Source organism: Streptomyces sp. NPDC059454 (genome assembly GCF_042749965.1).
Classification (GTDB): Bacteria; Actinomycetota; Actinomycetes; order Streptomycetales; family Streptomycetaceae; genus Streptomyces.
Genome location: NZ_JBHYVC010000009.1, coordinates 154,067 through 179,206, shown reverse-complemented (window position 1 = coordinate 179,206; position 25,140 = coordinate 154,067). Strand labels below are relative to the sequence as shown.

The following is a 25,140-nucleotide window of genomic DNA, read 5'->3' as shown; positions in this document are numbered from 1 at the left end:
CCCGCGAGCGACCGCCACCCTCCCACCCCGCCCGCTGGGCTTCACCGGCCGGTCGGCGGAACTGGACCGCCTGCTCCCGCACCTCTCCCCCGGCGAGGACGACACGGCCGCGCTGCCGCTCCTCGTCTTCGCCGTCACGGGGATGGGCGGCGTCGGCAAGACCGCACTGGCCGTGGAGGCGGCGCACCGGGCCCATGCGCGGGGCTGGTTCCCGGGCGGAACCCTCTTCGTGGACCTGCGCGGGTACGACGACGACCCGGTCACGGCCGATCAGGCGGTCCTGGCCCTGCTCGACGCGCTCGGTGTACGGGACGGGGACCTGCCGCCGACGGCGGACCGCCAGTACGACGCGTACCGCGCCCTCCTCGCCGAACGACGGGACAGGATGCTGCTGATCCTGGACAACGCCTCGGATCCCGCCCAGTACCTGCCACTCCTGCCCGGAACGGACCACCACCGGGTGCTCATCACCTCGCGGGATCGGCCGGACGCATTTTCGATACGCCTGATCGACCTGGAAACGCTCCCCCCGGACGACTCCGTCGCTCTTCTGACCCGTGCCCTGCACGACACCGACGAACGGGACGACCGCCCGACGCGTGAACCCGACGCACTGTGTGAACTGACTGATCTTTGCGGTCATTTACCTCTGGCCCTCCAGATCGCGGCGGGGATGCTGCGTCGGCGTCGTCATCGGGGCATCGCCTCTCTGGTGGCCGAGATCCAGGAGGCCGGGGACGCGACCACCGTCCTCGACCACGGCAGTCCTGGAACCGACCTCTATGGACGCTCACTCGTCCTGCGGCCTGTTCTGGAAACCTCGTACCGGCGGCTGCCGCCCGACCGGGCCCGGCTGCTGCGCCTGCTCTGCCTCGCACCAGGCGCGGAGACCGGCACGGAAGCGGTTGCCGCGCTTGCCGACCTCGACACCGGGTCCGTGCTGTCGCTGCTGGAGGATCTGGCCGCCAGACATCTCGTTACGCCAGTAGGAGGCTGCGACGGGACGGCTTCCGCCATGCGGTGGCGGTTGCACGACTTGGTGCGGGTGTTCGGGACGGGTGTAGTGGCGGGGGATGCGGGGTTGCGGGAGGAGGGAGAGGCTGCGCGGGAGCGGGTGCTGAGGTTCTACGTGCGGTGGGCAAAAGCGGCTGATGACCGGTTGCGGTGGCTGCCGGGGAGGGAGGAGCCGGAGCGATTCGGGGACCGGTGGCAGGCGTTGGCGTGGTTGGACGGTGAGCGATCCGGTCTGGTGGCGGCGGTGGGGTGGGGGCGGGAGGATCGGTTCGCGGGCGCGGCGGTGTGGCTGGCCCAGTGTCTGGTGGTGTACCTGGACTGGCGGCGGTACTTCGACGACTTGATCACCGTAGCGGAGGCCGCTCGGGAAGCCGCACAGCTTGCCGGGAACCGGCTGGGCGAGGCCATTGCGTGGGACCACCTCGGCAACGCCCTGGGGGAGGTGGGCCAGACAGAGGAGGCGATCAACGCCCACATCCGGTCCCGCGACCTGTACCAGGCCACCGGAGACCTCCACGGCGAGGCCGTTGTATGGAACAACCTCGGCAGCGCCCTGCGCGAAGCAGGCCAGACAGAGGAGGCGATCAACGCCCACACCCGCGCACGCGACTTGAACCAGGCCATGGGAGACCGTCACGGCGAGGCCATGGCGTGGAACAACCTCGGCAGCGCCTTGCAGGGGGCGGGCCGGGCAAGGGAGGCATTCGACGCCCACACTCGCGCACGCGACCTATACCAAGCCGCCGGAGACCGCCACCGCGAGGCCACTGCGTGGAACAACCTCGGCAATGCCCTGCGCGAGGCAGGCCGGATAGAGAAGGCAATCGAGGCGTATGGCAAGTCCCTGGAGATCTGCAGGGAGTTCGAGGACTGGTACGGCGAGGGGCGGATCCTCCACAACCTGGCCCTCGTTCACGAGGCCGCCGACCGCCCCGTCGAGGCCCGGGCCGTCTACCTTCAGTCCGCCAATGCCTTTACCCGCGCCAACGCCCCCACCGAAGCCGCCCAGGCCCGCGCCCGCGCCGCCGAACTACCGGAATAGCTCCCCGCCCGGGCCGACTCCCACCACGCGCCGCTCCCCTCACCTTCGGGAGTTCGCGAGAGGAATCTTCCTACCGGCGGTACTACGTTTCAGGTATGAGCACTCACGCCGCCTCCCCCACACCGGAGCGGGCTGGTAAGCGGTCCGTCTCCCTGCCGCAGTCGTTGATAAAGGAGGTCGAGGTCCGGACCGGGAAGTCCGGGTTCTCGGCCGTCGTCTCCGAGGCGCTGGAGCAGTGGCTCGCCATGGCCAAGCTGCGCGAAGCCGTCGAGGCCGACGAGCGCGAGTTCGGGCCGGCCGGCGACGAGGCGATGAGGCGGGCGGAATCCGAGTGGTGAGCAAACGCCTCAAGGGCAGGGTGCAGGCCGGAGGCACTCTCGTGCTGGACGCCCGGGGCCTGTCCCTGTATGTCGACGGTGACGACGAGATGTGGGCCCGGATCAAGTCCGCCGAGCGGAACGGTCGCAGGGTGACGCTGTCCGCCCTCACGCCGCTCGAGGTGCGGCGCTCGGGGCAGCAGGGCGAGCGCCTGGCGTTCCTGTCGTCCCGGCTGGACACCAGGGCCGTCGACGACAGCGTCCTCCAGGCGGCCGGCCGCCTGCTGGACGCGACCAGCCTGGACGGTCACGAATGTCTCGTGGACGCCGTCGTCGTGGCCACCGCGGCGCTGTGCACACCGCCCGTCCGCCTCGTGACGTCCGACGGACCACACATACCGAAGCTGTGCGCCGCAGCTCTGGACCTGCCGGGACAACCCGCGATCGGCGTCATCACGGTATGAGCGGGCACAGCTGCCCCCACCACCGTTCGGTGATTGGAGCGTTTCTCCCGGTATGAAGCCGCTTATGCGGTGTTTCGCCGGGAGAAACGCTCCCATCATGGTGTCGGCGCGGGGGCCTGAGCGGCCGTCCGGCGGGTTCGCCGACGGCATCCGCTCGACGGCTCGGGGCCACCCCTCACGCCGTACCGCCTAGAAGACCGACTCCGCCTCGTCCATCCGGTTCCCCGGGACCGTCTTCAGCTCGGTGACCGCCTCCGCCAGCGGCACCATCACGATGTCGGTGCCGCGCAGCGAGGTCATCTTGCCGAACTCGCCCCGGTGCGCGGCCTCTACCGCGTGCCAGCCGAAGCGGGTGGCGAGGACGCGGTCGTACGCCGTGGGAACACCGCCGCGCTGGACGTGGCCGAGGATGACCGGCTTGGCCTCCTTGCCGAGCCGCCGCTCCAGCTCGTACGCCAGGGCCGTGCCGATGCCCTGGAAGCGCTCGTGGCCGAACTTGTCGATCTCGCCCTTGCCGTAGTCCATGGTGCCGTCGGCCGGGTGCGCGCCCTCCGCGACGCAGATCACCGCGAACTTCTTGCCGCGGGCGAAACGTTCCTCGACCATCTTGACCAGCTGGGCCGGGTCGAAGGGGCGCTCGGGCAGGCAGATGCCGTGGGCGCCGGCGGCCATGCCGGACTCCAGGGCGATCCAGCCCGCGTGCCGGCCCATGACCTCGACGACCATCACGCGCTGGTGGGACTCGGCGGTGGTCTTCAGGCGGTCCATCGCCTCCGTCGCCACACCGACCGCCGTGTCGAAGCCGAAGGTGCGGTCCGTGGACGAGATGTCGTTGTCGATCGTCTTCGGGACGCCGACCACGGGCAGCCCCGCGTCGGAGAGCATGCGGGCCGCCGTCAGCGTGCCCTCGCCGCCGATCGGGATCAGCGCGTCGATGCCGAAGTCGCGGATCATGTCGGAGGCGTTCTCGCAGGCCTCGCGGAGCCGGTCGCGCTCCAGCCGGGAGGAGCCCAGTATGGTGCCGCCACGGGCCAGGATGCCGCTGACCGCGTTGAGGTCGAGCGGGCGGTAGTGGCCGTCCAGCAGGCCGGAATAGCCGTCCTCGAAGCCGATGACCTCGTCGCCGTAGTTGTCGACCGCCCGGTGCACGACCGACCGGATCACTGCGTTCAATCCAGGGCAGTCGCCGCCTGCGGTGAGCACTCCTATACGCATCGTGCTGTGTCTCCTGGTCGCTGTCGATACCGGTGAGCCAGTCCCGATTGTTTCACGTCCCCCCGGGCGCCGCCGACGCCGTACGGGTGGGCGCCCTAGCCAGCGCCGGAGGTATTGTCAAGAGGGGTCCGCTCACCTGGGTGGGCGATTTTTGTGACCCCGCCGAAGACCCTTGGGGCCCTCGACGAAACGGAGAGCGCGCGTGACCCGCAGCGTGTACGTGACCGGAATCGACCGCGGCGACGGCCGCCAGGTCGTCGAACTCGGGGTCATGGAGCTCCTGACCCGGCAGGTCGACCGGGTGGGCGTCTTCCGTCCCCTGGTGCACGACGGGCCCGACCGGCTCTTCGAACTGCTGCGCGCCCGGTACCGGCTCACGCAGGACCCGTCGACCGTCTACGGTCTGGACTACCACGAGGCGTCCGCGCTCCAGGCCGAGCAGGGCACGGACGAGCTGGTGTCCACCCTCGTCGACCGGTTCCACGGGGTCGCCCGCGACTACGACGTCGTCCTCGTCCTCGGCACCGACTACGCCGACACCCAGTTCCCGGACGAGCTGAGCCTGAACGCCCGGCTCGCCAACGAGTTCGGCGCCTCCGTGATCCCGGTCGTCGGCGGCCGCAGGCAGACCGCCGAGTCGGTGCGCGCCGAGACCCGCAACGCCTACCGCGCCTACGACACCCTGGGCTGCGACGTGCTCGCCATGGTGGTCAACCGGGTCGCGGTCGAGGAACGGGACGAGATCGCCGAGCGGCTCGCCACCCGGCTCCCGGTGCCCTGCTACGTACTGCCCGACGAGCCGGCGCTGTCCGCCCCGACCGTCTCCCAGATCGCCCACTCCCTCGGCGCGAAGGTGGTCCTCGGCGACGACTCGGGGCTCGCCCGTGACGCCCTGGACTTCGTCTTCGGCGGCGCCATGCTGCCGAACCTCCTCGCCGCCCTGACCCCGGGCTGCCTGGTGGTCACCCCGGGCGACCGGGCCGATCTGGTGGTGGGCTCGCTGGCCGCGCACAGCGCCGGCACCCCGCCGATAGCCGGGGTGCTGCTGACCCTGGACGAGGTGCCCGGCGAGCGCATCCTCACCCTCGCCGACCGTCTCGCGCCCGGCACCCCGGTGCTCTCGGTGCCGAGCAACAGCTTCCCCACCGCCGAGCAGCTGTTCTCCCTGGAGGGGAAGCTGAACGCGGCCACCCCGCGCAAGGCGGAGCGGGCACTCGGCCTCTTCGAGCGGTACGCCGACACCGCGGACCTCACCAAGCGGGTCTCCGCGCCCAGCAGCGACCGCATCACCCCGATGATGTTCGAGCACAAGCTGCTGGAGCAGGCCCGCTCGGACCTGCGCCGGGTCGTGCTCCCCGAGGGCACCGAGGAGCGGGTGCTGCACGCGGCCGAGGTGCTGCTGCGCCGGGGCGTGTGCGAGCTGACCCTGCTCGGTGACGTCGACCAGATCCGCAAGAAGGCCGCCGACCTGGGCATCGACCTCGGCGACAGCCGGCTGATCGACCCCGCGACCTCCGAGCTGCGCGACTCCTTCGCCGAGAAGTACGCGGCCCTGCGCGCCCACCGGGGCGTCACCGTGGAGCTGGCCTACGACGTCGTCTCCGACGTGAACTACTTCGGCACGCTGATGGTGCAGGAGGGCCTCGCCGACGGCATGGTGTCCGGTTCGGTGCACTCCACGGCGGCGACCATCCGGCCGGCCTTCGAGATCATCAAGACCAAGCCGGACGCGGACATCGTCTCCTCCGTCTTCTTCATGTGCCTGGCCGACAAGGTGCTGGTCTACGGCGACTGCGCGGTCAACCCCGACCCGAACGCCGAGCAGCTCGCCGACATCGCCGTGCAGTCGGCGGTCACGGCCGCGCGGTTCGGGGTGGAGCCGCGGATCGCGATGCTGTCGTACTCGACCGGTACGTCCGGCTCCGGCGCCGACGTCGACAAGGTGCGCACCGCCACCGAGCTGGTGCGCTCGCGCCGGCCCGATCTGCGGATCGAGGGGCCGATCCAGTACGACGCGGCCGTGGAGCCGTCGGTCGCGGCGACCAAGCTGCCGGGCTCGGAGGTGGCGGGCCAGGCGACGGTGCTGATCTTCCCCGACCTGAACACCGGCAACAACACCTACAAGGCCGTGCAGCGCTCGGCCGGCGCGATCGCCGTCGGGCCGGTGCTCCAGGGTCTGCGCAAGCCGGTCAACGACCTGTCCCGGGGCGCCCTCGTCCAGGACATCGTCAACACCGTCGCCATCACGGCGATCCAGGCCCAGTCCCAGTCCCCGGCCCCGAGCGAGAAGGCAGCCGCCCAGTGAGCCCGACCCGTGTCCTCGTCCTCAACTCCGGCTCCTCGTCGGTGAAGTACCAGCTGCTGGACATGCGCGACAGCAGCCGGCTGGCCACCGGACTGGTCGAGCGGATCGGTGAGCGGACCTCCCTCGTACGGCACACCCCGCTCGCGTCGGGCGGACGGACCCGGGAGCGGACCGGAGCGGTCCCCGACCACGACGCCGCCCTGAAGGCGATGGCCGAGGAACTGGCCGTCGACGGGCTGGGGCTCGACTCCCCCGAGCTGGCCACGATCGGCCACCGCGTGGTGCACGGCGGCAAGCACTTCACCGACCCGACGGTGATCGACGACCGGGTGCTGGCGGAGATCGAGCGGCTGATCCCGGTGGCGCCGCTGCACAACCCGGCCAACCTCACCGGCATCCGCACCGCCATGGCGCTGCGCCCGGACCTGCCGCAGGTCGCCGTCTTCGACACCGCCTTCCACACCACGATGCCGGAGTCGGCGGCCCGCTACGCGATCGACGTCGACACCGCCGACGCGCACCGCATCCGCCGCTACGGCTTCCACGGCACCTCGCACGCGTACGTCTCCCGGGAGACCGCGAGGCTGCTGGGGAAGGCGCCCGAGGAGGTGAACGTCATCGTGCTGCACCTGGGCAACGGGGCGTCCGCCTCGGCCGTACGGGGCGGGCGCTGCGTGGACACCTCCATGGGTCTTACGCCCTTGGAGGGGCTCGTGATGGGTACGCGGTCCGGAGACATGGACCCGGCCGTCATCTTCCATTTGATGCGTGTTGGCGGAATGTCCGCCGACGAGATCGACACTCTCCTCAACAAGAAGAGCGGTCTGGTCGGACTGTGCGGTGACAACGACATGAGGGAGATCCGGCGCCGGATCGACGAGGGCGACGAACGGGCGGAGCTGGCGTTCGACATCTACATTCACCGTCTGAAGAAGTACATCGGCGCCTATTACGCCGTTCTCGGACGGGTGGACGCGGTGGCCTTCACCGCCGGGGTCGGCGAGAACGCCGCTGAGGTGCGGGAGGCGGCCATGGCGGGCCTGGAGGGGCTGGGTCTGGCGGTGGACGGCGGGCGCAACGCCACACGCGGCGGCGGGCCGCGGCTGATCTCGCCCGAGGGCGCGCGGGTCGCGGTCGCGGTGGTTCCGACGGACGAGGAAATGGAGATCGCTCAGCAGACATACGCACTGGTCGGAAAGAACAACTGAGCAGGGACTTTCTCATATGTACCTTCCGCCAGACGGAATATTCCGCTGCGAAACAAACCGATAGGATCGCCCCATGCGCCGTTCGAAAATCGTCTGTACTCTCGGCCCCGCGGTCGACTCCCACGAGCAGCTCGTCGCTCTGATCGAAGCCGGCATGAACGTGGCCCGCTTCAACTTCAGCCACGGCTCGCACGCCGAGCACCAGGGCCGGTACGACCGGGTCCGTGCCGCCGCCAAGGAGACGGGCAGGGCCATCGGTGTCCTCGCCGACCTCCAGGGCCCGAAGATCCGCCTGGAGACGTTCGCCGAGGGTCCCGTCGAGCTGGTGCGCGGTGACGAGTTCACCATCACCACCGAGGACGTCCCGGGCGACAAGACGATCTGCGGAACGACCTACAAGGGCCTGCCGGGCGACGTGTCCCGCGGCGACCAGATCCTCATCAACGACGGCAACGTCGAGCTCAAGGTCCTGGACGTCGACGGTCCCCGGGTGAAGTCGATCGTCATCGAGGGCGGCGTCATCTCCGACCACAAGGGCATCAACCTGCCCGGCACGGCGGTGAACGTGCCCGCGCTGTCCGAGAAGGACATCGAGGACCTGCGGTTCGCCCTGCGGATGGGCTGCGACCTGGTCGCGCTGTCCTTCGTCCGGGACGCCAAGGACGTCGCCGACGTCCACCGCGTGATGGACGAGGAAGGGCGCCGCGTCCCCGTCATCGCCAAGGTGGAGAAGCCGCAGGCGGTGGAGAACATGGAGTCCGTCGTGGCGGCCTTCGACGCCGTCATGGTCGCCCGCGGCGACCTGGCCGTCGAGTACCCGCTCGAGAAGGTCCCCATGGTGCAGAAGCGCCTGATCGAGCTGTGCCGGCGCAACGCCAAGCCGGTGATCGTGGCGACCCAGATGATGGAGTCGATGATCACCAACTCCCGGCCGACCCGCGCCGAGGCCTCCGACGTGGCCAACGCGATCCTGGACGGCGCCGACGCGGTCATGCTGTCGGCCGAGTCGAGCGTGGGCGCGTACCCGATCGAGACCGTGCGGACGATGTCGAAGATCGTCCAGGCGGCCGAGCAGGAGCTGCTCTCCAAGGGGCTGCAGCCGCTGGTGCCGGGCAAGAAGCCGCGCACCCAGGGCGGTTCGGTGGCCCGTGCCGCCGCCGAGATCGCCGACTTCCTCGGCGGCAAGGGCCTGGTGGCCTTCACCCAGTCCGGCGACACGGCCCGGCGGCTGTCCCGCTACCGCGCCGGCCAGCCGATCCTGGCGTTCACCACGGACGAGTCGACCCGCAACCAGCTCGCACTCAGCTGGGGCGTGGAGCCGTACGTCGCGCCGTTCGTGAACAGCACCGACGAGATGGTCGAGCTGGTGGAACAGGAGCTGCTCAAGCTGAACCGCTTCAGCGAGGGCGACATCGTGATCATCACGGCCGGTTCGCCCCCCGGTGTCCCCGGCACCACCAACATGGTCCGCGTCCACCACCTGGGTGAGGCGACCGGCTGACCCGTGAAGCGCCGGTACGGCACCGAGGGCGCCCCCTGTGACAGGGGGCGCCCTCGGTGTTGCGGCTCCCGGGAGGGTCCGAAGGTGTTCAGGTGGTGATGTACTGCTGCAGTCCGGGCACGTGCAGGGTGCCGCCGAACTGGCCGGCCTGCTTCACCGTCACCTTGGTGAAGTAGATCAGCGGGATGTTGAGCGGCGGCGGGTTCTCCGGGTCGAACGTGACCGGGAGCAGACCGAGCAGGTTGCCGGAGATGCTCTCGGTGTACATCACGGTGTCGCCGTCGCGGATGGTGGACGTCGACCCCTTGGCCGCCTGCACGTGGTGGGTCGCGCCGGACTGCTCGTCCTTGACCGTCTGGTGCAGGTCCCCGATGTCGGTGCCGTCGGAGATGACGTACTTCAGCACCTTCTTGGTGGCGCCGCTGGCGGTCCGCACCTCGACGATGCCCTCGTAGCTGGCGCCCTTCAGCAGCAGGGAGCTGGCGTTGAGGGTCCAGGGGTCGTCGGGCAGCAGGATCTTGTTGTCGACGCCGCCCTCGGCGTCGGTGGCGACCGGGCAGTCCTCGGGGTCGACCGTGGCCGACTCGGAGGGGCTGGGAGAGGCGGTGGCCTCGGGGGTCGCGGTCGCCTCGTCGGTGACTTCCCCCGCGGCCTCCTCGACCGTCTCCTTGGTGTCCTCGGCGGCCTCCGAGGCCTTGTCGCCGGTGTCCTCGGCGGTGTCCTTCGCCGCTTCGGTGACCTTCTCGGTGGTCTCCTCGACGGTGTCGGCCGCGTCCTCCGTGGCGGAGGCGGACGGGGTGGGGCTCGCCTCGGCTTCCTTGTCCTTCGGGGTGAAGACGTCCTTGATGGCGTCCCCGAGGTCCTCCAGGACGTTGCGGTCGGTCTGTGAGGGCTCCGGCTCGGGCTCTGCCGTGTCCTCGGCGGAGGGGGCGGGCGCCGGCTCGTCCTTGTCGTCGGAACCTGAATCCGGCGAAGAGGAGGCGTCCTTGTCCGTACCCTTGTCCGACTCCGGGGCCTGCTGCTCGGAGGCCTCGGCCGAGGGCTCCTCGTCCGTGGCCCCGTTCTCGCTCCCGCTCGCCGACGCGGACGGCGTGGGCGACGCGGAGGCGTCGTCCTTCTCGGCGCCCTCGACGACCTCCAGGCAGGCCTGGTACTCGTCGAGGGTCAGGCTGTTCGCCGTCGGCTTCCCGTCGTTGCCGTCGGCGAGGGCCAGCGTCGGCGTGAACCCCATCCCCATGAGGACCGCCGTGGGCATCGCCGCCAGGGCTATCGCCTTGCCGCTCGGCACGTGGAATCTGGTGAACAGCGGCTTCTTGGGGGCCGCGTGACGCGGCCCGCGCACCTCGTCAGCCGACACGGTGCCCCCCTGCGGCCCGGACGCCGTCCACCTCACCGTCTTCCCCCTTCTCATAGGGAGCGGCCGGGAACTGCGGTGCCACGGAGGGGTCCTGGGGCGCGTTGTCGGGCGCCGCCTCACCCGTGGGCGCGTCGGCGCCGTCGTGCTCCCCCGCCGCCTCGACCGGCGGCTCGCCCGGCGCCCAGGAGAGGGCGAGGGCGCCACCGATCAGCGAGAGCAGGAAGCCGACCAGGAAGCCGCCTATGTTGGAGATCACCAGCGACACCAGGGCCAGCAGGATCGCGGCGACACCGGCGAAGACCCGGGTGGCCGACTGGAACCACATGGTCAGGCCCAGCGTGACCAGCAGCACCCCGATGATCAGCGATCCGGCGCCGGCCGTCGTCGCCATGGCGAGCGACATGTGGCCCAGCTTCAGCGTGGCGTAGGGGAAGTACGCGATGGGGATGCCGCCCAGCAGCGTGAACAGACCGGCCCAGAACGGCCGGGTGCCCCGCCAGTCACGGAATCGCAGACGCAGCCGGGCGAAGGTCCCGGTGCTCTGGACCGGAGTCTCGGCACTCATGGAAAAGCTCCCTGGGTCCGGGGGAAGTACGTACCGGCTCGGCCGTAGGCGTGGAGAAGCCGGAAGTGTGGGTCTGTGAGGGTGGCCCGGCACGCGGACCGGCCGGGCGGCGGGGCGGAGAAGCGATGGCCTCCCCGCCCCCCGGGGGCAGCTCAGCTACCCCGGAACACCCCGGTGACGGAAGCCGTCTAGTAGCACTCCATCTTGGAGCTCGTACCGAGACGCATCGACAGGCCGTTCAGCGTGAACGTGCCGGCCGTGGTCGCCCACGCCGTCTGCTTGACGTCGTAGAGGTCAGCCGACTCCGCCTGCTGGGCGAAGCCGCCCGGCAGCACGCTCTCGCCGGCCTTGACGGCGGGGCCGCGGCTCTTGTCCTGAACCGCAACACCGATGTCGATGTTCTTGAACTTCGCGTCGGCGTCGAGCTGGGCGACGTCGATGAAGAGGTTCTTGGCCCTGACCGGCTTCTTCGCTTCGTTGCCCGCCTCAAGACGGAGGTAGACCGTCCCCACGAGGGGGATGTCCGTCTTGACCGACTGGCACATTTCCTTGATCTTCGCCGTCTCGAACGACGAGATCGCGACCGGGACCTTCGTCTGCTTGTCGCCCTTGACCGACGTGTAGACGGTGTCGATTCCGCCGTACTGGGCGAAACCCTCACCGTGCAGGTGCTTGGCCGTCACCTTGAACTGCTGGCCGGACACGCTGAACGACGCCGCGAGCGCACCCTGCGCCAGGCTGACACCCACCGCCGCCGTAGCGAGCACGCTGGGCACCATGACCACAGCGAACCGCTTCCATCTGGTCCCGCCACGCACTTGGGACTCCATATTTCCTCCTTCTCGGACGTGCATCTCCTGCTCCGGCTCGTCGCCTTGAACGGCGGATCGACCGGGCAGGGATGGAGAAGTGCTACGTCCTCGGGAAGGAGAGCGCCCGAGCTCGACGGCGCGTACGACGCGCCCGATCACCGGCGATCACCCCCGAGCGACAACCACTGGTCGCGCCTGACACGCATCACGCACAACCCTGCTGGACAGGCTTCGCCGGGTGGGCGAAGACCCCCCTGTCCGAGAACCGGCGTCACTGCCGCCGGTTCTGCTCGGTGGGGACCCAGGAGTTCCCGCGGCCCGACCGGCTGTCGGGGTACGGGTAATGGACCGAGCGTCGCCGATCGTGGTGCATTCTCGCCGTCGACACAAGGGGGTTCGTTACTCGCTAGTAACGGCCGGGTAACCGCGCAACGACCGACCGACCCCGCCCGGCGACGCTAGGTACACCGCAGGGGCCGTACAAAACTATTGATCGATGGACAGAATCCGACAGATCACCGCCTGCGACTTACTCGCAGTAACAGCGGCCGCGATTACCAAGATTTGGCAAAGCGCGGCCGCATCGGCATCCGTGATCCGTTCGGCAACTCGAACCCCACGAACCCGAACCCCCGGCAAATCAACCGGAATCGGGCAACGGTGCCCGGGTGGCTCAGAACAGGGCCCGCGCCAGCGCCCGGCGCGCGGCGGCCACCCGCGGGTCGTCGGCGCCGACCACCTCGAACAGCTCCAGCAGCCGCACCCGTACGGCGTCGCGGTCGTCGCCCACGGTGCGCCCCACCGTCTCGACGAGCCGACCGAAGGCGTCCTCGACATGACCGCCCACCAGGTCCAGGTCGGCGGCGGCGATCTGCGCCCCGGCGTCCCCCGGCTTCTCGGCGGCCTCCTTGCGCACCTGCTGCGGGTCCAGGCCCTGCACCCGCTGGAGCAGTTCGGCCTGGGCGAGACCCAGCGCGGCCTCGGGGTTGCCCGGGTCGTCGGCGAGCACGTTCTTGTACGCCTGGACGGCACCGGCGAGGTCACCGCCGTCCAGCGCCCGTACGGCGGCCTCCAGCAGGGCGTCGTACGGACCTGCGGCCTCGGCCGGAGCCTCCGCCGGGGCGCCGCCGCCCGGCTCGGCGTCGGGGTCGACGGCGAGACCGGTCAGGCCGAAGCGCTCCTCGCCGACCTGCACCAACTGGTCCAGGGTCTGGCGGATCTGCGCCTCGCCCGCGGCCCCCTGGAAGAGCGGCAGTGCCTGGCCGGCCACCACCGCGAAGACCGCCGGGATCCCCTGGATCCCGAACTGCTGCATCAGCATCTGGTTGGCGTCGACGTCGATCTTGGCGAGGAGGACGCGTCCGTTGTACTCGACGGTGAGCCGCTCAAGGAGCGGGCTCAGCTGCTTGCAGGGCTCGCACCACTCGGCCCAGAAGTCGATGACGACCGGGACCTCGGTGGACCGCTGCAGAACGTCGCGCTCGAAGCCGGCCTCGTCGACGTCGATGATGAGATCGGCCGGGGAGATCGCACCCCCGCCGCCCTGTCGGGCCGCTTCCGCGCGCGCCTGCTCCGCCTTCGCCTTGGCCTCCTGGGCCGCCTTCACCGCGGCGAGGTCGACGACTCCACTCATGGACATGTTCCGTGGCTGCATGCGTCTATCCTCCCCCGTACTCCGCGCATGTGTGAAAACGCCCGGGAAAGCCAGGCGTACGTGTGCTGTTGACGCCGGGTCCCCACCCCACGCCGGTGGTCGTCGCTCGGGCACGCCGGTCACGCGCGCTTTCGCTACGGGTCGTAGCGTAATACCGGCCGAGGTCTCCTGAACACTGTGCCCCGGTGATCTCCGCCACGACCGTACGGAACCAGCCGGTTATGGTCGGACCATGCAGAGCCGCACCCCAGCCGGTCGCACCGGGCGCCCGCGCAGCGCCGCCGCGGATGCCGCGATCCTGGCCGCGACCCGTGCGGCCCTGGTCGAACTGGGCTGGTCCAAGCTCACCCTGGGAGACGTGGCGCTCCGCGCCGGGGTGGCGAAGACCACTCTCTACCGGCGCTGGGCGGGCAAGAACGAACTGGTCGTGGACGCGGTCGCGGAACTCTTCGACGAGCTGACCCTGCCCGACCGCGGCTCGCTGGCCGCCGACATCGAGGGCGTGGTACTCCAGTTCGCCGCGATCCTGGCCCGCCCGGAGGCCCGGAGCGGGCTGATGGCGGTGGTCGCCGAGGCCACCCGCGACGACGCCCTGCGCGAGCGCATCCGCGCCTCGATCGTGGACCGGCAGAAGCGTCTCGTCCTCGCCGGCCGGGCACGGGCGCAGGCGCGGGGCGAGCTGCCGCCGGAGTCCGACGCCGGCGAGGCGGCCCGTACGGTCGACCTGATCTTCGACATGGTGGCCGGCGCGGTGGTGCACCGCACCCTGGTGAGCGCGGAACCGGCCGACGAGGAGTGGGTGCACGGCTTCACCCGGGTCCTGCTGTCGGGCCTCGCGGGTGCGGCAATGGCCGACCGTCCAGCGTAGTCAAAACGTAATAGAGAATACCCCTCGCCCGTCGGTAAGATCATTTCGCCAATGTTTCACTCCGCGAGAAATGTCAGGAATGAGCATGAGACTGCGAAGGACGCTCCCGGTCGTTGTCGCACTTCCGGCCCTACTTACAATATCTGCGTGCAGTAGTGATTCAGACGGAACCGACGACAAGAAGGCCACTCCGACCGGGAAGAGCACGTCGAGTGCAGAGGCAAAGGCATCGGCCAAGGCGAAGCGGATCGGCGCGATGGATCCTCAGGCCCTAAAAAAGGCCACGATCTCGGGGAAGAGCAAAGGTTTTGAGTTCAAGCAGGTCGCCAAGGCGGAAGTCGAGGCAGGCCGCGACATGAAGGCCGACAAGGCCGAATGCCAACCGGTCGCGAGCCTGGCCGGCGGCTACACGCACATCGAGGCGGTGAGCACGGAGCACCGTTCCCTCGAACCGTCCTCGGCGAAGAACGCCACCGTCGGCTCGATGTGGCTCGCCTCCCATTCCGAGAAGAACGCCGAGCGTGTCATGTCGGAGCTGCGCACCTCCCTGAAGAAGTGCCCCGACGGCTTCAAGACCCTCGGCCTGACCTACAAGTCGGTGGAGCCGCTGAACGACCCGGACCTCGGCGACGACGCCCTGAGCTACCGCATCACGAGCGTGGTGGCGAAGCAGTCGGTCCCGATGACGTACACGGTGGTCCGCAAGGGCGGTGTGGTCGTCACGTTCTACGGGGTGAACATGCTGACGCCGAAGGACAGTGCGATCCCAGCATCGACGATCGAGGAGCAGTTGAAACAGCTGGAGTGACCGCGTACTGCAACCTCAGTTCTTGGTGTGATCGGTTGTAGTGGCTGATGGTCGCCCGGGTCTGGTGGAGGGCTCGCCCGTGGTGCTGCTGCAGGTGGTAGGTGCTCTGAGCAGGAACACGAAACGAAGGGGCATCCCCAGTGCTCTGTGCACCGGGGATGCCCCTTCCCTTTTCACTCAGCTGACGTGCCCCGATTCCACCGGGTACTCCGGCGGCCAGGGCTTGCTCGCGTCGTACAACCACGTCCGGTCGACCATCAGCTTGTACTCCGCCTCCCGCCAGGACGGGTGGCCGCCGACGACGAAGCTGCCGCCGTCCCGCTCCAGCATCCAGGTATAGGCGGCGTCCTCGGCCGGAATGCCGTGCCGCTCGCTGAGCATGGCGAACTCCTCGGCGGTCGCCCGCCGAATGTGGAGCCCGTTCCCGTAGAAGGGCTTCAGGAACATCAGTTCCACATGCCCTATATAGACCTCGACCCGCGTCGTGGTCCGGTCCTCGCGCAGGGCCTCACTGGTCAGGAAGAGCTGGCGATGCGAGGGGTTGTACCCGCTCACCTTGAAGAGCCGCCCCTCTCGGACGAAATCCGTCATGACCACTCTTTCCTTCTCACTCGTCGGGCACCAGCTCTCCGTTGGGGTACCTGAAGCGCTCCGGCTCGACGACCTTGTACGTCTTCGTATCAGGGTCGTACATGCGCCACTCGATGGACCTCCAGTTACGGTCCCCCAGCCGGACGGCCGTACGGAGTTTGATCATCTCCCACGCGGTTCCGTAGCCGGCGGACTGGATAAGCCCCCAGTCGCTGTTCGGGATCGCCTCCCCTCGTGCCAGAAGCAGTCTCAGCGCGTCGTCGGCGTTCTCGGCGCCTTGGACACCGTCCAGGGACACCGTGATCTTCACGTTGGGGTTGGACACCGCCCGCTCCACGCCCACCGTCCAGATGGCGCGCTTCCCCAGGCCCATGCTTTCGGGCAGTTCGGTGGCGTACACGCTGTGGTTGAAGGTCTGGCCGCCGACGATGGGGGCCAGGTTGTTCGAGCCGGGCCGGTCCTTGCCGGCGTTGACACCGAGGACAATGTGATCACCGTCCTTCACGAGATCCTTGAGGACCGCCTGGCACTTCTTGACGATCTCGTCGTTGGACGACGCCGCGGCGAACGTTGTGGCGGAGTACGACGCGACCGAGAAGGTCGCGGTGTCCGCCACCTCGCACGCCGTGCCGACCCGCTGGAAGATCCGCCTGATGATGCCCTGGACGGCAGCCTCGGTCAGACCCATAGTGCGGAGCGCATGGAAGGCGTCCATGAACCCGACGCCCGTCTTGATGGCGGCATCCATCGCCATCACCGTGGTCTTCGCCGTTCTGAAGATCACGCCCGCAACGAACCAGCTGGCCGCCCAGGCGCAGTCGCCCCAGCTACCACCGGAGATACCCGGCGTGATCAGCTTCGCGCAGCCGATGAAGTCGCCGAGAAGGATGTCGATGGGGTCGATGCCCGAGTTGAACTCGTCCATCGTCAGCGTAAGGCTGAGCGTCTTCGTCTCGGGCTTCTCCGACACCTCGCGGCCAAGGTAGACCGTCTCTGCGGTCGGGCATCTGCCCGAGCTCGTGTACGACTCCCACGGCACCATGCACATGAACACGTCGACGTGCGACTTGTACGTGACGTCGGACGTGATCGTGCAGTCCCCGAAGTGGAGGATCGGGTTGCAGTTGTCCTTGACGACGTTCTGCGGTTCGCCGATGTACTCGATGTGATCAAGAACCGCCCACACATCGCTGATCCCGGTGGTGACACCCTGCGAGATCTGCTCGCCGCTGCCGCTCTTCTCGGTGCGGTCCGCGGCCTCCTGGGCCTCGTTCGCCGCGTCCCACGCGCCGGCAGCCGCCTTCTCCGCCGCCGCAGCGTCCTTTTCGGCCTGGTCGGCCGTGTCGCGGGCGTCGGCGGCGTCGCTCTCCGCCTCATCGGCCGCGGCTCGGGCCGAGCTGGCGTCCTTTTCCGCCTCAGTGGCCTCGCGGTCGGCCGCCACCGCGTCGGTCTCAGCCTCGCTCGCCGCAAACCCGGCGTAGAGGGCGTCTTCACCGGCCTGCCGGGCGTAGCCAGAGGCACGGTCTGCCGCCGACTGCGCGGCCTGGGCCGCCTTGGCCGCCGCCTTCGCAGCCGACTGAGCCCGCTTGACCGCACGTGCGGCACGCTCGGCGTCTTGCGCGGCGGCAGCAGCGGCTGTCATGGCCAGCTTGGCATCACCGTCTGCCTGTTCGGCAAGACGCTGAGCCTCCGTCGACATCGTCGCCGCTTCGGCTGCCCTGGCTTCGGCCGCCGCAGCCTGCTGCTCCGACAGGGTCAGTGCGCTCTGGCCGGTCAACACCGCAAACGCCGCAGAAGCGTCCGTCTGCTGGTAGGGGGCACCGATCGCGATGGCCTGGTTCGCCGACGCCGCGGTCTGCGTCGCGGTGTCCCGTGCCGCTACGGCGGACACTGCTGTGGCGTAGGCATGACCGGCCGTAGTAGCCGCCCACTTGGCAGTCTCGGCGGCCTCGCTCTTGGCTGCGGCAGCGTCCTTCTTCGCTGTTGCCGCAGCCGCAGACGCCTGCTTGGAGTCCGCTTCCGCCTTCTTGGAGTTCTGCGCTGCGGTCTCCGACGCGTCGATGGCCACAGCAGCTGCTGCATGGGCGTTGGCCGCTGCTCCGACCCCCGTCAGATAGGCAGCCCAGGCCGTGTCCGCAGAGGAACGGGCACGGGCAGCAGCGCCCTGAGTCTTGGTGGCTGCCTCACGGGCGTTGGTGGCGGCTGTCGTAGCCTCGTTCGCCGCGGTACGGGCGTTGGTGGCGGCCGTGGTCGCCTTGTTGGCGGCGGCACGTGCCGCTTCAGCAGCAGTACGGGCTGCTTCGGCCGCCTCCGTGCCGGCTACGGCCTCAGCGTGTGCCTCCAGCGCCTGCGCCTTGGCTTCCAGGGAGTCGCGCTTCTGCTCAGCCTCCAGTGCCTTGTCACGGGCGGTGATGGCGTTGCGTTCCGCCTCTTCGGCGTCGGCCCTTCTGGCCGCCGCGGTCGATCCAGCGGCCCCGGCCGCTGACAGAGCGTCACCGGCAACGGACCGTTGTTCCTGCGCTCGTGCCTCTGCCTCGCCGGCCTTGACGCGTTCCGCCTCTGCCGTCGCCCGGTGTGCTGCCGCATTCGCCCGCTCCAGTTCCGCGATCGCGCGCTGGCTCTGGGCCGTCGCCGCTGCCTTGCGGGCTTCCTCTTCCTCCTTTTCCGCCGTGGCCTGCGCAGCCTTCGCCGTGGCCGCGTTGGCCTCCGCCTCGTCCGCCTGCTTGTCGGCGCTGTCCGCGGCAGCCTTCGCCTGGGCGGCAGCCTCTTGGGCGGCGATGCGGCGGAACTCGGTGTTGACCGCGTGGGTCTCTGTCTTGGCCAGCGCCAGCAGCGCCTTGACCTCGGACACCGTGGCGTTGGCCGCGTTGAGCGCCGTCTCCGTCGCCTTCGCGGCGGCCTGGGCCGCCGCGCCGGAGGCACGGGCGACCTGGACCGACTGCTGGGCGTAGCTCAGGCCACGGCCGCGCGGCACCTCGTTGGCGTCGGCGATGTCGTAAGCCTGCTTCTGAGCCGTCACCGCACGGGTGGCGGCAGCGGAGGCAACGGACGCCTGTTGCTTGGCCGTGGTAGTCAGTGCCTGGACCTTGCCGCGCGCCCGCGCCAGATCGACGTCCGCCCGGTCGAACAGCGACTGCTTCGGCTTGAAGATGTTGTTCGGGTCCACCTTCAGCTCGTCGTGCCAGTACTTCTGCCAGAGCAGAATCTGCTCGGCGAGCCAGGCCTGGCCGATGGCCTCGACCATGTTGTCGGTGGCCGCACGGGTCGCGGCCGCCGCGTCGGCCTCCGCCTGGACAATCACCGCACGCGGCGCCGCCTGGGCGGTGTACTCCGCCTCCCACTCGGCGCTGGCCTGGGAGACGACGGCGCTCAGACGATTGCGCGGGTCCACCGGGTCCTGGTGGTCACACGACGACCATGCCTGCTTGAGGTCCTCCACCTCGATACGGAACTCCGCGGAGCCCTCGACGGGCGCTTCTACGACAAAACCGCCATGCTTCAAGTACGCGGCGATGTCGCTGGAGGTGATACCTCCGGGAAAGCCGGTCTGGGTCACCGCCGCATCGCGCAGCATGTTGTCCGCCGCGTAGTCGTACCAGGGGTCCTTGCCGCGGTTCTCGTCGGTGATCTCCCGGGCCCGGGAGATCGCCTCGGCACTGGCATAACTATGGCCGTCCCAGCCGAGGCGGTCCGCCATCTCCTTCTGAGTGAACAGGGTGAACTGCAGGACGTCCTTGTCGAATCTCGGTGCGTGGACCTTGATGTCGTCACTGAACGAGCTCGCCGCATAGGGGCTGTTGGCTTCCTCCAGCGCGTCCGTGCGCGCGTAGGACGCGTCCCTGTAGGTGATCGTGTCGTCCCAGTCCTTGTCGCTGGCCTGGCCGAGGGGGCCGAGCGAGATCCAGCCGTCTTCGCCGACGACGGCGCGAAGCTCCTCGTTGGTGCCGGACAGGCCTTCGATGGCCTTTGCCTTCATGTGGGCACCGCCCACGTGCAGCGCGACACCCGCAACGCACCGTTCACGACGTGGGGTGCTACGAACCTCGCTGATGAGGCGCGTCAGCTCATCCAGCTTCCACTGAGCCTCTCCGGCATCGCCGAAGACCTGCCTGATACCGGTGCTGACCTTCTCGATCGCCTCGGCGAGTGCGGGTATCCGGCCGACGATCACGGCGGCCGACTCGACGTCCACGAGTGACCAGAGGCAGCCTTCGACGTCGTTCTGGGCCAGGCACTGTTTGACGGCGGCGGTCCCGAGCTCGTCGAACAGGATCTGCCCGCCATGGGAGGCGGTCCACTCAACGACGTTCACCGAAACGGCAGCGATCGCGGCCCGGTACTCGTCAACGCAAGTCTGGCCGCACTTGTCCAGGAGGATTTGCTCTTCCCGTTCACCGAGAGTCGGCCAGTTCGAGGCACCGCCCTCGACAGGAGTGCTGCCGTTCTGCAGTGCTTCCTCGCGCTCAGCCTCGTTCTGTTCGTGCTTTTCCTGCTCCGCCCGTTGGGCGGCATCCTCAGCGGCGGCGCTGTCTGCCTCGGCGGCGGCTGCCCTCTCTTCGGCATCCTTGGCGTCCTGCTCCGCCTTGGTTGCCTCCTCCTGCGCATCTGCCGCGGCGTCGGCGGCTTCGTCGGCAGCGACACCAGTCCGGTTGGCGCCACGCTCGGCCTCGGTTGCCTCACGATCGGCCTCAACGGCCTCAGACCCGGCCTTGTTCGCAGTCAGGCCGGCGCTGACGGCATCGGTGCCCGCCTGCTCAGCAAAACCGGTGGCCGAACCAGCAGCCTCCCCTGCAGCCTGGCTCGCACTTGCCGCGTCGGCGGCCGCCTCCTGGGCCCTGATAACAGCCTGGCTCGCGCGTGCCGAGTCCGCAGCAGCCTGGGCGGCTGCCTCGGTAATCGCCTTGGCATCGCCTAGCGCCTGGTCTGCCGCCTGCCGTGCGTCGTCCGCGGCCTGGGCCGCTTCCGCAGCCTTCGCCTCGGCGGCTGCAGCCTGCTGCTCCGCCAACGTCTTCGAGGACTGACCGACAAGAACGGCAAACGCCGCTGAACTGTCCTTCTCCTGATACGGGGTGCCGATGGAGACGGCATCGTTGGCGGCGGCGATCGCATCCTTCGCGCTGTCGCGAGCAGCGAGCGCGGCCTGACCGGCGGCATAGGCCCGACCCACTACGACAGCGGAGGACTTTACGGCCTCCTCAGCATCAGGCACTGCCGCCGCTGCCTCCGCCTTGGCCTTCTTCGACAGCTCGGAGGCGTTCTCGGAGGCGGTGGCAGCCATCTCGGCTTGAAACGCCGCGTCCTGGGATGCATCGAGCGCCTTTGCTGTCGCAGCACGGGCAGAGGCGGCATCACCGGATGACTTCAGGTACGCCGACCACGCACTGCTGGCGTTGGCCTCAGCCCGTTCGGCCGCGCCCTCCGCCTTCGTGACGGCTGTACGGGCAGCGACTGCCGCGCTGGTGGCTTCGTCGGCCTCGGTACGCGCGGCCGTGGCGGCGGTAGCCGCCTTCTCCGCGGCGGTTTGAGCCTCGTCGGCGGCCTGCCGCGTCTCGTCGGCGGCCTCGGTGCCTTCGGCGGCAGCGGCGGCAGCCTTCAGCGCCGCGGCACGCGCCGCGGTCGCCTGCTTATTACGTTCGGCCGCCACAGCCTTCTCGCGTTCGGCCTGTGCAGCGTTCGCCTTCTCCGTGGCGACCTTGCGTTTCCCGGTGGCCTCGCTAGCCGCGGTTCCGGCCTCTGTCTTGGCGTTCTCCGCAGCGGCCTGCTCAGTTTTGGCTCGTGCTTCGGCCTCCTGCGCCTTCGCCCGCTCGCTGGCCGCCTCAACGCGGGACGCGACGGCAGTCGCGTGCTCCAGTTCGGCCTTGGCCCGCTGGCTCTGAGCATCGGCAGCGGCCTGACGCGCCTCGCCCTGCTTCTTCTGCGCGGTGGTCCGGGCAGTCTCAGCCGTAGTCGCGCTCTCTTCGGCAGCCTTGGCGTCGGCCTCGGCACTGTCGGCTGCGGCCTTCGCCTGGGCGGCGGCCTCCTGCGCGGCGATCCGGCGGAACTCCGTGTTCACCGCCCGCGACTGGGTCTGTGCCTTGGCCAGCAGGGTGTCGCTGTCGGCGACGGTGGCGTTGGCCGCCTCGAGCGCGGTGCGTGTCGCCTTGGCTGCGGCCTCGGTGGCGGCGCTGGAGGCACGAGCGACTTGTACCGACTGCTGGGCGTACATCAGGCCTCGACCGCGCGGTACGTGGTTGGTGTCGGCGATGGCCCAGGCTTCCTGCTGGGCGGTCGCAGCCTTCCCGGCGGCGGTGGCGGCCGTGGCTGCGTGCTCCTCGGCCGAGGCGACCAGGTTCTCCACGTTGGTCCTGACGCGGGCCAGGTCGGCGTCGGCCTGATCGTAGAACGCCTGGTCGGGCTGATCCTCGTCCTCGGGGTCGACGACGAGCTGCTCCTGCCAGTACTTGCGCCAGGTCAGGATCTGCTCGGCTCGCCAGGCCTCTCCGATCGCCTCGATCATGTCGTCGGTGGCCTCGCGGGTGGCCTTGGCCGCGTCCGCCTCGGCCTGGATGATGGTCGCGCGAGGCGTGGCCTGGGAAGCGTACTCGACCTCCCATTCGGCCATCGCGGTCATCACCGGGCCATTGAGAGCGCGTTGGGGATCGACCGGATTCTGGTAATCACAGGCTGCCCAGGCCTGCTTGAGGTTCTCGACCTCAACGCGGTACTCCGCCGATCCCTCAGCGGGCGCTTCGGTCAGGAAACCGCCGTGCCGTAGGTAAGAGGCGATGTCACTGGCTGTCGTGCCTCCGGAGAACCGCGTCTGGTTGAGGTCCGGCTCCCGAAGCATTGAGTCAGCCGCCCAGTCGTGCGCGATTTCCTTGCCACGGTTGGCCTCAGTGATCTCCTTGGCTCGGGCGATCGCCTTTGGTCCAGCGTTAGAATGCCCTTCCCAGCCAATTCGTCCCGCAAGTTTTTCCTGCGTGAACAGGGTGAATTCCCGTACATCCTTATCGAACTCCGGGGCATGCTCATCCATGTCGTCACTGGCCCACGCGGATTCCGTGTAAGGTTCGTTGGCCGCATCCAGGGCTTTAGTGCGCGCATCGGAGCGATCGCGGTAGTCCAGCGCCGCTTCACTATCCGCGTCTCTCGCTAGGCCGATGGGCCCAAACGCGTCCCAGAAAGGTTCGTTGACGGCGGCGTGGAGTTCCTCGGCAGTGCCGGACAGAAGTTCGACAGCCTTCGTCTTCACGTTGGCGCCGCCGAAGTGCAGCGCCACACCGACGAGACAGCGGTCGAGGCGCCGACCCTCACCAATGCTGTTACGCCAATAGCCAGTGTCTTCCTCGGGCACCGTGTCGGCTGCGGCGGGCGTCACGTGCATCAGCGTGGTGAGTACGGCCACAGCGGTGACGAGAGCCGTCCCGCTTGTGACCCTGGTCAAAGCCTCTCGCCTACGCCATCGATGTTGGCGTTTGCTGATGTTTGTTAATAATGGCATCTAGTCTGCCCAACCATCCATTCGAAGGACGGCAGCATCGATCATGGGCATGACAGGCACGGCGACTGCCATCCGCATGACACACCCCTGGCATGGCGTGCGCCAGCGCTCGCCCCCCACACACACGAACTGGCGCCACCGCTTGCGCAGTTGACCCTGCCACAGGCGATCTTCCACAGGAAGAGCAAAGGATCTTCACTAAGATTCACAGAAAGACACAAAAGAGGGCAAAGAAAGCCCTTCCTTGACCTTCCCGTTATGAAGAACGCGGAACCGCTACCACATCTCGGTTCGCTTCGGCTGACCGGTACCGGCCGTGAACCGGCCACGGTCGGCCGGTAGTCGCCTGTCGCCGCCCCCGGCGCGCTGCGAGGATCGCGATCATCCCCACCGGGGACGCACGGGACGCCGAGCAGCCGGGGAGGCGCGCATGACCGGGACCGGAACCGAACCCGTCACCGCACGGATCGACACCTCCAGGCCGCACCCGGCCCGGGTCTACGACTGGTTCCTCGGCGGCAAGGACAACTACCCGGTCGACGAGGAACTGGGCCGGCAGATCATGGGCGTCGACGGCACGGCCCGGCACGTCGCCCGCACCAACCGCTGGTTCATGCAGCGGGTCACCCGGTGGCTGGCCGGCGAGGCGGGTGTCCGCCAGTACCTGGACATCGGCACCGGCATCCCCACCGAGCCCAATCTGCACCAGATAGCGCAGGGCATCGCACCGGAGTGCCGTGTCGTCTACACGGACAACGATCCCATCGTGCTGAAGCACGCCGAGGCACTCCTGCGCAGCACCCCCGAGGGCGTCACCGACTACGTGCAGGCCGATGTGCGCGAGCCCGGCCGCATCCTGGAACAGGCCCGCGAGAAGCTGGACTTCGGCCGCCCGGTGGCGCTGTCCCTCGTCGCGCTGACGCACTTCCTCGGTGACGAGGACGATCCGTACGGCCTGGTGGCGCGGCTCGTCGAGGCGCTGCCCTCCGGCAGCCACCTCGTCCTGTCGCAGCTCACGGCGGACTTCGACCCCGAGGCGGTCGGCCGCGGCGTCGAGATGTACAGGGCGGGCGGCGTCACGCTCGCACCGCGCACCCGCGCGGAGATCGCCCGCTTCTTCGAGGGCCTGGAGCCGGTGGAGCCCGGGCTGGTCCAGCTGACCGACTGGCATCCCGAGCTCGCGGACGGGGAGACGGTCGACGAGCACGCCGTGATCTCCCTGTACGGCGCGGTGGCCCGCAAGCCGTGACCCGGTCGCGCGGAGAGGCCCGCTCATGTCGAGTGGGCCCCGCCGGCCGCCGGAGCCCCACCGGGAAATGAGCGACGGAGCCCCTTGCTACGGTGCCCCGATGGCATCGATCAAGAAGTTCCAAGTCACCTTCGACTGCGCAGAACCCGAGCGTCTCGCTCGTTTCTGGTGCGAGGTGCTGGGGTACGTCGTACCGCCGCCACCCGAGGGGTTCGCCACTTGGGACGCTTACAAGCAGTCGCAGCCCACCGAGCAGCGGGATGCATGGTTCGCCTGCACCGACCCCACAGGTGTGGGTCCGCGCCTGTACTTCCAGCGCGTCCCCGAGGGCAAGGTCGTCAAGAACCGGGTGCATCTCGACGTGCGAGCCGGCACCGGGCTCGTGGGTGAGAAACGCCTCGCCACGCTCGAAGCCGAGTGCGCACGACTGGTCGCGCTCGGCGCGGCGCACGAACGAACGCTGTACGCCGATGAGGACAACGAGTCGTGCATCGTGATGCGGGACATCGAGGGCAACGAGTTCTGTCTCGACTGAGCGTCTCCCGGTACGGGGGCGGGGAGCCGTCTCCCATGCTGCGGTGCCCCGGTCGGCGGGCTGTGCCCGGCGGGGCGGAGGCCGGCCGGGTGACCCACTCGCCGCTCATCGGCACCGGTCCGCACGGCGGGGGGGACAAGGACGGGTGCCGGACG

Annotated in this window: 17 protein-coding genes; 10 read left to right on the top strand and 7 right to left on the bottom strand. The window is 69.1% G+C overall.

What is annotated here, in order from left to right:
* Positions 1 to 112: 112 nt before the first annotated feature.
* From ACFXAE_RS09565 to ACFXAE_RS09555, 3 genes are all read left to right on the top strand, one after another.
* Positions 113 to 2,056: a tetratricopeptide repeat protein gene (locus ACFXAE_RS09565; RefSeq protein ID WP_384710617.1), complete on the top strand. Its 1,944-nt coding sequence runs from the start codon at positions 113 to 115 to the stop codon at positions 2,054 to 2,056.
* Between the two features lie 95 nt (positions 2,057 to 2,151).
* Positions 2,152 to 2,394, top strand: a complete 243-nt coding sequence (locus ACFXAE_RS09560) for a hypothetical protein (RefSeq protein ID WP_384710597.1) — start codon at positions 2,152 to 2,154, stop codon at positions 2,392 to 2,394.
* Positions 2,391 to 2,837, top strand: coding sequence for a hypothetical protein (locus tag ACFXAE_RS09555; protein WP_384710594.1), 447 nt, complete (start codon positions 2,391 to 2,393; stop codon positions 2,835 to 2,837). Before ACFXAE_RS09560 ends, ACFXAE_RS09555 begins: the two co-directional genes overlap by 4 nt.
* Positions 2,838 to 3,026: 189 nt before the next feature.
* Here the strand turns inward: ACFXAE_RS09555 and ACFXAE_RS09550 are convergent, their stop codons facing one another.
* Positions 3,027 to 4,052, bottom strand: a complete 1,026-nt coding sequence (locus tag ACFXAE_RS09550; RefSeq protein WP_384710591.1) for an ATP-dependent 6-phosphofructokinase — start codon at positions 4,050 to 4,052, stop codon at positions 3,027 to 3,029.
* Between the two features lie 202 nt (positions 4,053 to 4,254).
* On the opposite strand from ACFXAE_RS09550, the gene pta reads away from it, so the two are divergent.
* The 3 genes from pta (at position 4,255) to pyk (ending at position 9,066) form a co-directional block, all read left to right on the top strand.
* On the top strand, positions 4,255 to 6,357 hold the full coding sequence (pta, locus tag ACFXAE_RS09545; protein ID WP_384710588.1) for a phosphate acetyltransferase: 2,103 nt from the start codon (positions 4,255 to 4,257) through the stop codon (positions 6,355 to 6,357).
* Entirely contained in the window at positions 6,354 to 7,565 is a 1,212-nt protein-coding gene (locus ACFXAE_RS09540; protein WP_384710585.1) for an acetate kinase, read from the top strand. The genes pta and ACFXAE_RS09540 overlap by 4 nt, the downstream gene beginning before the upstream one ends.
* Positions 7,566 to 7,638: 73 nt before the next feature.
* Complete coding sequence (pyk, locus tag ACFXAE_RS09535) at positions 7,639 to 9,066, top strand: pyruvate kinase (RefSeq protein ID WP_384710582.1); 1,428 nt, start codon at positions 7,639 to 7,641, stop codon at positions 9,064 to 9,066.
* 88 nt (positions 9,067 to 9,154) lie between these two features.
* Here the strand turns inward: pyk and ACFXAE_RS09530 are convergent, their stop codons facing one another.
* The 4 genes from ACFXAE_RS09530 to ACFXAE_RS09515 form a co-directional block, all read right to left on the bottom strand.
* The gene (locus ACFXAE_RS09530; protein WP_384710579.1) at positions 9,155 to 10,423 is read right to left on the bottom strand and encodes a hypothetical protein; all 1,269 of its coding nucleotides are present in this window, start codon (positions 10,421 to 10,423) and stop codon (positions 9,155 to 9,157) included.
* Positions 10,413 to 10,988 carry a DUF6114 domain-containing protein gene (locus ACFXAE_RS09525; RefSeq protein WP_384710576.1) on the bottom strand — a complete coding sequence of 192 codons (576 nt, stop codon included), beginning with the start codon at positions 10,986 to 10,988 and terminating at the stop codon, positions 10,413 to 10,415. The genes ACFXAE_RS09530 and ACFXAE_RS09525 overlap by 11 nt, the downstream gene beginning before the upstream one ends.
* A 188-nt stretch (positions 10,989 to 11,176) precedes the next feature.
* A complete protein-coding gene (locus ACFXAE_RS09520) occupies positions 11,177 to 11,818 on the bottom strand; it encodes a DUF6230 family protein (protein ID WP_384710573.1) in 642 nt (213 codons plus the stop codon).
* Positions 11,819 to 12,473: 655 nt separating this feature from the next.
* Positions 12,474 to 13,454 (bottom strand): tetratricopeptide repeat protein, encoded by a 981-nt coding sequence (locus ACFXAE_RS09515; RefSeq protein ID WP_384710570.1) that lies wholly within the window; start codon positions 13,452 to 13,454, stop codon positions 12,474 to 12,476.
* A gap of 232 nt (positions 13,455 to 13,686) precedes the next feature.
* On the opposite strand from ACFXAE_RS09515, the gene ACFXAE_RS09510 reads away from it, so the two are divergent.
* Both ACFXAE_RS09510 and ACFXAE_RS09505 read left to right on the top strand, forming a co-directional pair.
* Positions 13,687 to 14,322, top strand: a complete 636-nt coding sequence (locus ACFXAE_RS09510; protein ID WP_384710567.1) for a TetR/AcrR family transcriptional regulator C-terminal ligand-binding domain-containing protein — start codon at positions 13,687 to 13,689, stop codon at positions 14,320 to 14,322.
* Between the two features lie 256 nt (positions 14,323 to 14,578).
* Positions 14,579 to 15,130 carry a hypothetical protein gene (locus tag ACFXAE_RS09505; RefSeq protein ID WP_384710565.1) on the top strand — a complete coding sequence of 184 codons (552 nt, stop codon included), beginning with the start codon at positions 14,579 to 14,581 and terminating at the stop codon, positions 15,128 to 15,130.
* Positions 15,131 to 15,307: 177 nt separating this feature from the next.
* Here the strand turns inward: ACFXAE_RS09505 and ACFXAE_RS09500 are convergent, their stop codons facing one another.
* Together ACFXAE_RS09500 and ACFXAE_RS09495 are read right to left on the bottom strand one after the other, a co-directional pair.
* Positions 15,308 to 15,721, bottom strand: coding sequence for a hypothetical protein (locus ACFXAE_RS09500; protein WP_384710562.1), 414 nt, complete (start codon positions 15,719 to 15,721; stop codon positions 15,308 to 15,310).
* A 16-nt stretch (positions 15,722 to 15,737) separates the two neighbouring features.
* Positions 15,738 to 23,105, bottom strand: coding sequence for a polymorphic toxin type 27 domain-containing protein (locus tag ACFXAE_RS09495; RefSeq protein WP_384710559.1), 7,368 nt, complete (start codon positions 23,103 to 23,105; stop codon positions 15,738 to 15,740).
* A 526-nt stretch (positions 23,106 to 23,631) separates the two neighbouring features.
* Here ACFXAE_RS09495 and ACFXAE_RS09490 point away from each other — a divergent pair.
* Positions 23,632 to 24,450 (top strand): SAM-dependent methyltransferase, encoded by an 819-nt coding sequence (locus ACFXAE_RS09490; RefSeq protein ID WP_384710556.1) that lies wholly within the window; start codon positions 23,632 to 23,634, stop codon positions 24,448 to 24,450.
* 100 nt (positions 24,451 to 24,550) lie between these two features.
* Entirely contained in the window at positions 24,551 to 24,985 is a 435-nt protein-coding gene (locus ACFXAE_RS09485; RefSeq protein WP_384710553.1) for a VOC family protein, read from the top strand.
* The last annotated feature ends 155 nt before the right edge of the window (positions 24,986 to 25,140 follow it).